7 protein-coding genes and 1 tRNA gene are annotated in these 8,284 nt (G+C 60.3%); all 8 read left to right on the plus strand.

What is annotated here, in order from left to right; all coding sequences use genetic code 11:
• Positions 1–205 precede the first annotated feature (205 nt).
• A tRNA-Trp gene (locus tag ACE04I_RS24570) sits at positions 206–281 on the plus strand.
• Positions 282–475: 194 nt separating this feature from the next.
• Positions 476–676 (plus strand): preprotein translocase subunit SecE, encoded by a 201-nt coding sequence (gene secE / locus ACE04I_RS24575; RefSeq protein WP_046792706.1) that lies wholly within the window; start codon positions 476–478, stop codon positions 674–676.
• A gap of 16 nt (positions 677–692) precedes the next feature.
• Entirely contained in the window at positions 693–1,223 is a 531-nt protein-coding gene (gene nusG / locus ACE04I_RS24580) for a transcription termination/antitermination protein NusG (RefSeq protein ID WP_046792705.1), read from the plus strand.
• A gap of 180 nt (positions 1,224–1,403) precedes the next feature.
• Complete coding sequence (rplK, locus tag ACE04I_RS24585; protein WP_046792704.1) at positions 1,404–1,835, plus strand: 50S ribosomal protein L11; 432 nt, start codon at positions 1,404–1,406, stop codon at positions 1,833–1,835.
• Positions 1,836–1,837: 2 nt separating this feature from the next.
• Entirely contained in the window at positions 1,838–2,533 is a 696-nt protein-coding gene (rplA, locus tag ACE04I_RS24590; RefSeq protein ID WP_046792703.1) for a 50S ribosomal protein L1, read from the plus strand.
• Positions 2,534–2,874: 341 nt separating this feature from the next.
• On the plus strand, positions 2,875–3,393 hold the full coding sequence (gene rplJ / locus ACE04I_RS24595; RefSeq protein WP_046792702.1) for a 50S ribosomal protein L10: 519 nt from the start codon (positions 2,875–2,877) through the stop codon (positions 3,391–3,393).
• Positions 3,394–3,451: 58 nt separating this feature from the next.
• Positions 3,452–3,835 (plus strand): 50S ribosomal protein L7/L12, encoded by a 384-nt coding sequence (rplL, locus tag ACE04I_RS24600; protein WP_046792701.1) that lies wholly within the window; start codon positions 3,452–3,454, stop codon positions 3,833–3,835.
• 249 nt (positions 3,836–4,084) lie between these two features.
• Positions 4,085–8,224: a DNA-directed RNA polymerase subunit beta gene (gene rpoB, locus ACE04I_RS24605; protein WP_046792700.1), complete on the plus strand. Its 4,140-nt coding sequence runs from the start codon at positions 4,085–4,087 to the stop codon at positions 8,222–8,224.
• The last annotated feature ends 60 nt before the right edge of the window (positions 8,225–8,284 follow it).

An 8,284-nucleotide genomic window follows, 5' to 3' on the forward strand; every position in this document is an offset into this window, starting at 1 on the left:
GGGGGGGGCCTTTCGCTTGGTCGGGGAAAGGGCGCCTTACGGGCGTCACCTTCCGGTGACTTTCCGGGAGTGGAGAAGCACGCCCGACAAAACGGCGGGCTTTTGAAATTTCCTCCGCAATAGTGCTTGTCATCGCGGATCAAGTTGAATATGAAGCCCGCGTGTCTCCCGGTCGGCGCTGATTGGCCGATCGCGAGGGCGACTTAGGGGTATAGCTCAGTTGGTAGAGCGGCGGTCTCCAAAACCGCAGGTCGGGGGTTCGAGCCCCTCTGCCCCTGCCATGCCCGAACGATGGGCGCGGATATCTGCAGCGGGATCGTTGGGAAGCGGCTGCCGGGAAATCGGCAAAATTTCATCGAACATTCTTTTTCCCCTTGTGAAAAGGGAATGGGGTGTTTATGTAGGTCAAAACAGACACGCGGTGCGTGGGGCTGAGCGAGATCGGCTTTACGCGCCGTAATTGCGTGGGCAGTCGATGGCATCTAAAACCAATCCAGTTACGTTTCTGCAGCAGGTTCGCTCTGAGGCGTCGAAAATCACGTGGCCGTCTCGTCGCGAGACAATGATCTCAACGGCCATGGTGCTGTTGATGGTGGTTTTTGCCGCGCTGTTTTTCTTTGCCGCGGACCAGCTTATAGGCTGGCTGATCAGGCTCGTTCTGAACGTCGGCAACTGATTTTGTGGAGATGAACATGGCGGCGCGTTGGTACATCGTCCACGCATATTCGAATTTTGAGAAGAAGGTCGCCGAGTCGATCGAGGAGAAGGCTCGCCAGAAGGGGCTGGGTCATCTCTTCGAAAAGATCCTGGTGCCGACCGAGAAGGTCGTTGAGGTGCGTCGTGGCCGCAAGGTCGATTCCGAGCGCAAGTTCTTTCCGGGCTACGTTCTCGTCCGGGCGAACCTGACCGACGAGGCTTATCATCTGATCAAGAACACGCCGAAGGTCACGGGCTTCCTCGGTTCCGACAACAAGCCGGTTCCGATCCCGGATTTCGAGGCCGAGCGCATTCTCGGCCAGGTCCAGGAAGGTGTGGAGCGGCCGAAGTCCTCCATTTCCTTCGAGATCGGCGAGCAGGTCCGTGTTTCCGATGGTCCGTTCGCGTCCTTCAACGGCGTTGTGCAGGATGTCGATGAAGAGCGGTCCCGCCTTAAGGTCGAGGTTTCGATCTTCGGTCGTGCGACCCCGGTCGAGCTCGAATACGGTCAGGTCGAGAAGGTCTGATTTTCTGAAATCCGCGATCGGTCGTCATTGACGGATCGCGGGTTGCGGCGCTTGCCGCAATCGCGTGGGAGAGGTGGGTGCCTGAAGCCGGGCTCCATGTTCGAACCACGCAACCGCAGCCGCCGGAGCGATCCGGCATATCGGGGCCGGGAAGCCGGTCCATAACGAAAGGCAGAGAGAATGGCTAAGAAGGTAGCAGGCCAGCTCAAGCTGCAGGTCAAGGCAGGATCGGCAAACCCGTCCCCGCCGATCGGCCCGGCACTTGGTCAGCGTGGCATCAATATCATGGAATTCTGCAAGGCGTTCAATGCCGCCACGCAGGAAATGGAAAAGGGTATGCCGATTCCGGTCGTCATCACCTATTACCAGGACAAGTCCTTCACTTTTGTGATGAAGCAGCCGCCGGTGACCTACTGGCTGAAGAAGGAAGCGAAGATCCAGTCCGGTTCCAAGACGCCTGGTAAGGGCGGCAAGGCCGGCACGATCACCAAGGCTCAGGTTCGCACGATCGCCGAAGCCAAGATGAAGGATCTCAACGCAGCCGACGTCGAAGGCGCAATGGCTATGGTCGAGGGCTCTGCCCGCTCCATGGGCCTGGAAGTGGTGGCTTGATCATGGCAAAGCTTGCAAAGCGTATTCAGAAGATCCGCGAAGGCGTTGATCCGACCAAGCTCGTCGCTCTTTCCGACGCCATTTCGATGGTCAAGGAGCGGGCTACCGCGAAGTTCGACGAAACCGTCGAAATCGCCATGAACCTCGGCGTAGACCCGCGTCACGCCGACCAGATGGTCCGCGGCGTCGTCAATCTGCCGAATGGCACCGGCCGCGATGTTCGCGTCGCCGTGTTCGCCCGTGGCGCCAAGGCCGATGAAGCCAAGGCCGCCGGCGCGGACGTCGTTGGTGCCGAAGAACTCGTCGAGATCGTTCAGGGCGGCAAGATCGATTTCGATCGTTGCATCGCGACCCCGGACATGATGCCGCTCGTCGGCCGTCTCGGTAAGGTTCTCGGGCCCCGCGGCATGATGCCGAACCCGAAGGTCGGCACTGTCACCATGGACGTCGCCGGAGCCGTCAAGGCTTCCAAGGGCGGCGCCGTCGAGTTCCGCGTCGAGAAGGCTGGTATCGTCCATGCCGGTATCGGCAAGGCTTCCTTCGAAGCCAAGGCGCTCGAAGAGAACATCAAGGCCTTCGCTGACGCCGTCATCAAGGCTAAGCCGGCTGGCGCCAAGGGTAACTACGTCAAGCGCGTAGCGATCTCCTCGACCATGGGTCCGGGCGTCAAGATCGATCCGTCGACCGTAACGGTCTGATTTGAAGTTTCCGGAGCCTCGTGCTCCGGGTGAAAGATTCCCGGCCTTTCGGGGCCGGGGATTTCCGGAGAAATCCGGAATTCCTGTCCGAGATTGCAGGTGGTTTCGACCTTAATCACCATGCCTGCATGAGACGGGTAAGACCCGATTTTCGTTAGGCGCATTCGCGCTTTTGGAGTTCGGTTCGAGCCTTGTGTGCCTTGTGCCTGGAGCCGTTGAGGCAACAGTGCGAGGGGACAGGATCCTCAAGCGCCGCTTGGGATCTTACCAATGGATCCCTTGAGGCAAAGGCAAACCGATGGGGCCTGCAGTATTGCGGTCCCGTCAACTGGAGACAGACAGTGGAAAGAGCGGAAAAACGCGAATTCGTCACGGAGCTGAACGAAGTCTTCAAGGCTTCCGGTTCGGTTGTCGTGGCCCACTATGCTGGTGTCACAGTTGCGCAGATGAACGATTTTCGTTCGAAGATGCGCGCTGCTGGCGGCACCGTCAAAGTCGCGAAGAACCGCCTGGCCAAGATCGCTCTTCAGGGCACGGAAGCGGAAGGAATGTCGGACCTGTTCAAGGGTCAGACGCTCATTGCTTACAGCAATGATCCGATCACCGCTCCCAAGGTCGTAGTGGATTTCGCCAAGACGAACGACAAGCTCGTCGTCATCGGTGGTTCCATGGGCACGACCACGCTTAACGCGGAAGGCGTCAAGTCGCTTGCGACCCTGCCTTCGCTGGACGAACTGCGTGCAAAGCTGCTGGGCATGATTCAGACCCCGGCAACCCGTATCGCAGGCGTCGTTCAGGCTCCGGCAGCTCAGCTTGCTCGCGTATTTGCGGCCTATGCAAAGAAGGACGAAGCCGCTTGAGGCGGTTTTTCGCTGTTCATAACCAACCAGTTCGAACCGAATAAAAGGAACTAGTAAAATGGCTGATCTCGCAAAGATCGTAGAAGACCTCTCCTCGCTGACCGTTCTGGAAGCTGCTGAGCTTTCCAAGCTGCTCGAAGAGAAGTGGGGCGTTTCCGCCGCTGCTCCGGTAGCTGTTGCTGCTGCTGGCGGAGCTGCTGGCGGTGCTGCTGCCGCTGCTGAAGAAGAGAAGACCGAATTCGACGTCATTCTCACGGACGCTGGCGCCAACAAGATCAACGTCATCAAGGAAGTTCGCGGCATCACCGGCCTCGGCCTCAAGGAAGCCAAGGACCTCGTCGAAGGCGCTCCGAAGGCTGTCAAGGAAGCCGTTTCCAAGGCTGAAGCTGCCGACATCAAGAAGAAGCTTGAAGACGCCGGCGCCAAGGTCGACGTCAAGTAATATCGGAATGCGACGGGGGAGGGGCATCTCTCCCCCGTCGGTTTCCTCTGAACCGGTTACCCAAAAGCCGTCCAAAACGGCTTTTGGGTAATGGGTTCTCAAGAGGATGGTCTCGAACCGGGACGCCAGGCAATCCGGCCGGCGGCTTCGGGAGGCGGGACGAGATTGAGATATCCATGTTCGACGGGATCGACTGGCCAGCGAACCCCGTCCGTTGCAGGCCCGGATGCAAGATTTGAAGGAGCGACGATGGCTCAGACCCTTTCGTTTAATGGTCGCAGGCGCGTACGCAAGTTTTTTGGAAAGATCCCCGAAGTCGCTGAAATGCCGAACCTCATCGAGGTTCAGAAGGCTTCTTACGACCAGTTCCTGATGGTCGAGGAACCGAAGGGCGGCCGCCCGGATGAAGGGCTGCAGACCGTTTTCAAGTCGGTTTTCCCCATCACTGATTTCTCCGGCGCTTCCATGCTGGAATTCGTCTCCTACGAATTCGAGCCGCCGAAATTCGACGTCGAGGAATGCCGTCAGCGTGACCTGACCTATGCGGCGCCGCTCAAGGTGACGTTGCGCCTCATCGTATTCGATATCGACGAGGATACCGGCGCGAAGTCCATCAAGGACATCAAGGAACAGTCCGTCTACATGGGCGACATGCCGCTCATGACCAACAATGGTACGTTCATCGTGAACGGCACCGAACGCGTGATCGTGTCGCAGATGCACCGCTCTCCGGGCGTCTTCTTCGACCACGACAAGGGCAAGAGCCATTCTTCCGGCAAGCTGCTCTTCGCCGCTCGCGTGATCCCGTACCGCGGCTCCTGGCTCGATATCGAATTCGACGCCAAGGACATCGTCTATGCGCGTATCGACCGTCGCCGCAAGATTCCGGTGACCTCGCTGCTGATGGCGCTCGGCATGGACGGCGAGGAAATCCTCTCCACGTTCTATACCAAGTCCTCCTATCAGCGCGACGGCGAAGGCTGGCGCATCCCGTTCCAGCCCGAGACGCTCAAGGGCGCCAAGACCCTCTCCGACATGATCGACGCCGATACCGGCGAAGTGGTTGTCGAGTCCGGCAAGAAACTGACCCCGCGTCTGCTCCGCACGCTCACCGAGAAGGGCCTGAAGGCCCTCAAGGCGACCGACGACGATCTCTACGGCAACTACCTCGCCGAAGACGTCGTGAACATGGAGACCGGCGAGATCTACCTCGAAGCCGGTGATGAGATCGACGAGAAGACCCTGCCGATCATCCTGAACGCCGGCTTCGACGAGATCCCGGTTCTCGGCATCGACCACATCAATGTCGGCGCCTATATCCGCAACACGCTTTCTGCGGATAAGAATGAGAACCGCCAGGACGCGCTTTTCGACATCTACCGCGTCATGCGTCCGGGCGAGCCGCCGACCATGGAATCGGCCGAAGCCATGTTCAACTCGCTGTTCTTCGACGCGGAGCGTTACGATCTCTCCGCCGTCGGCCGCGTGAAGATGAACATGCGCCTCGACCTCGAGGTCGCTGATACCGTTCGCACGCTGCGCAAGGAAGACATCCTGGCCGTGGTCAAGATGCTGGTTGAGCTGCGCGACGGCAAGGGCGAGATCGACGATATCGACAACCTCGGCAACCGCCGCGTCCGCTCGGTCGGCGAGCTGATGGAGAACCAGTACCGCCTGGGTCTCCTGCGCATGGAGCGCGCCATCAAGGAGCGCATGTCGTCCATCGAAATCGACACCGTCATGCCGCAGGACCTGATCAACGCGAAGCCGGCGGCTGCCGCGGTTCGCGAGTTCTTCGGTTCCTCGCAGCTGTCGCAGTTCATGGACCAGGTGAACCCGCTTTCGGAAATCACCCACAAGCGCCGTCTCTCGGCTCTTGGCCCGGGTGGTCTGACCCGCGAGCGCGCCGGCTTCGAAGTCCGCGACGTTCATCCGACGCACTACGGCCGTATTTGCCCGATCGAAACGCCGGAAGGTCCGAACATCGGCCTCATCAACTCGCTGGCGACCTTCGCGCGCGTCAACAAGTACGGCTTCATCGAATCACCGTACCGCAAGATCGTTGACGGCAAGGTGACCAACGACGTGCTTTACCTCTCCGCCATGGAAGAGGCGAAGTACTACGTTGCTCAGGCGAACGCTCCGCTCGACAAGGACGGTTCCTTCATCGAGGAATTCGTGGTCTGCCGTCACGCCGGCGAAGTCATGCTGTCCCCGCGCGACACCATCAACCTGATGGACGTTTCGCCTAAGCAGCTCGTCTCCGTCGCAGCGGCTCTGATCCCGTTCCTGGAAAACGACGACGCCAACCGCGCTCTCATGGGCTCGAACATGCAGCGTCAGGCCGTGCCGCTGGTGCGCGCCGAGGCTCCGTTCGTCGGCACCGGCATGGAGCCGGTCGTCGCCCGCGATTCCGGCGCGGCCATCGGCGCACGCCGGGCGGGTGTCGTCGACCAAGTCGATGCGACCCGTATCGTTATTCGCGCGACGGAAGATCTCGACCCGTCGAAGTCAGGTGTCGATATCTATCGGCTGCAGAAGTTCCAGCGCTCGAACCAGAACACCTGCGTCAACCAGCGTCCGCTGGTGACCGTAGGCGACGTGATCTCCAAGGGCGACATCATCGCCGACGGTCCGTCGACGGATCTGGGCGATCTGGCGCTCGGCCGCAACGCGCTCGTCGCGTTCATGCCCTGGAACGGCTACAACTACGAAGACTCGATCCTGCTCTCCGAGCGCATCGTGTCGGACGACGTGTTCACCTCCATTCACATCGAGGAATTCGAGGTGATGGCGCGTGATACCAAGCTTGGTCCGGAAGAAATCACGCGCGACATTCCGAACGTTTCGGAAGAAGCGCTGAAGAACCTCGACGAAGCGGGCATCGTCTACATCGGCGCCGAGGTCCAGCCGGGCGATATCCTCGTCGGCAAGATCACGCCGAAGGGCGAAAGCCCGATGACGCCGGAAGAAAAGCTTCTGCGCGCCATCTTCGGCGAGAAGGCGTCCGACGTTCGCGACACCTCCATGCGCATGCCTCCGGGCACGTTCGGCACCGTCGTCGAAGTCCGCGTCTTCAACCGTCATGGTGTGGAGAAGGACGAGCGCGCCATGGCGATCGAGCGTGAGGAAATCGAGCGCCTCGCCAAGGACCGCGATGACGAACAGGCGATCCTCGACCGCAACGTCTACGGTCGTCTGATCGACATGCTGCGCGGCCACGTGTCGGTTGCCGGTCCGAAGGGCTTCAAGAAGGGCGCCGAGCTTTCGAACGCCGTGATCTCGGAATATCCGCGGTCGCAGTGGTGGATGTTCGCCGTCGAAGACGAGAAGGTGCAGGGCGAGATCGAAGCTCTGCGCGCCCAGTACGACGAATCCAAGTCGCGCCTCGAACAGCGCTTCATGGACAAAGTCGAAAAGGTCCAGCGCGGCGACGAGATGCCTCCGGGCGTCATGAAGATGGTCAAGGTCTTCGTTGCCGTTAAGCGCAAGATCCAGCCGGGCGACAAGATGGCCGGCCGTCACGGCAACAAGGGCGTCGTATCGCGCATCGTGCCGATCGAGGACATGCCATTCCTCGAAGACGGTACGCATGTCGATATCGTTCTGAACCCGCTCGGCGTGCCTTCGCGCATGAACGTCGGTCAGATCCTCGAGACGCATCTGGCCTGGGCCTGCGCCGGTATGGGCAGGAAGATCGGCCAGTTGCTCGAAGAGTACAAGAAGTCGAACGACATTGCCGATCTGAAGCATGAGCTGAGGGATGTCTACGAGAGCCTGGCGAACGACGAAGTTGCCAACTTCGACGACGAGTCGCTCGTCCGTCTCGCCGAGCAGTCCAAGCGTGGCGTCTCGATTGCGACGCCGGTCTTCGACGGTGCGCATGAGCCGGATGTCGCGTCCATGCTGCAGAAGGCAGGTCTCGATCCGTCGGGTCAGTCCGTCCTGTACGACGGCCGCACGGGTGAGCCCTTCGACCGCAAGGTGACTGTCGGCTACATGTACATGATCAAGCTGAACCACCTCGTGGACGACAAGATCCATGCTCGTTCGATCGGTCCGTACTCGCTCGTCACCCAGCAGCCGCTCGGTGGTAAGGCGCAGTTCGGCGGACAGCGCTTCGGCGAAATGGAGGTCTGGGCGCTCGAAGCCTACGGCGCCGCCTACACGCTGCAGGAAATGCTGACCGTGAAGTCTGACGACGTGGCCGGCCGTACCAAGGTCTACGAAGCGATCGTGCGCGGTGACGACACGTTCGAAGCGGGCATTCCGGAGAGCTTCAACGTTCTCGTCAAGGAAATGCGCTCGCTGGGCCTGTCGGTCGAGCTCGAGAACTCGAAGCTCGAGACGGCCGAAGCCGGGCAGCAGCTGCCCGACGCAGCCGAGTAACAAAGCGAGAAGGCGCGCGCCCTGGAGGTGCGCGCCGCTCCCGCCGCCGGTTCCCGCCGG

It is taken from the genome of Rhizobium moroccans, assembly GCF_057559155.1.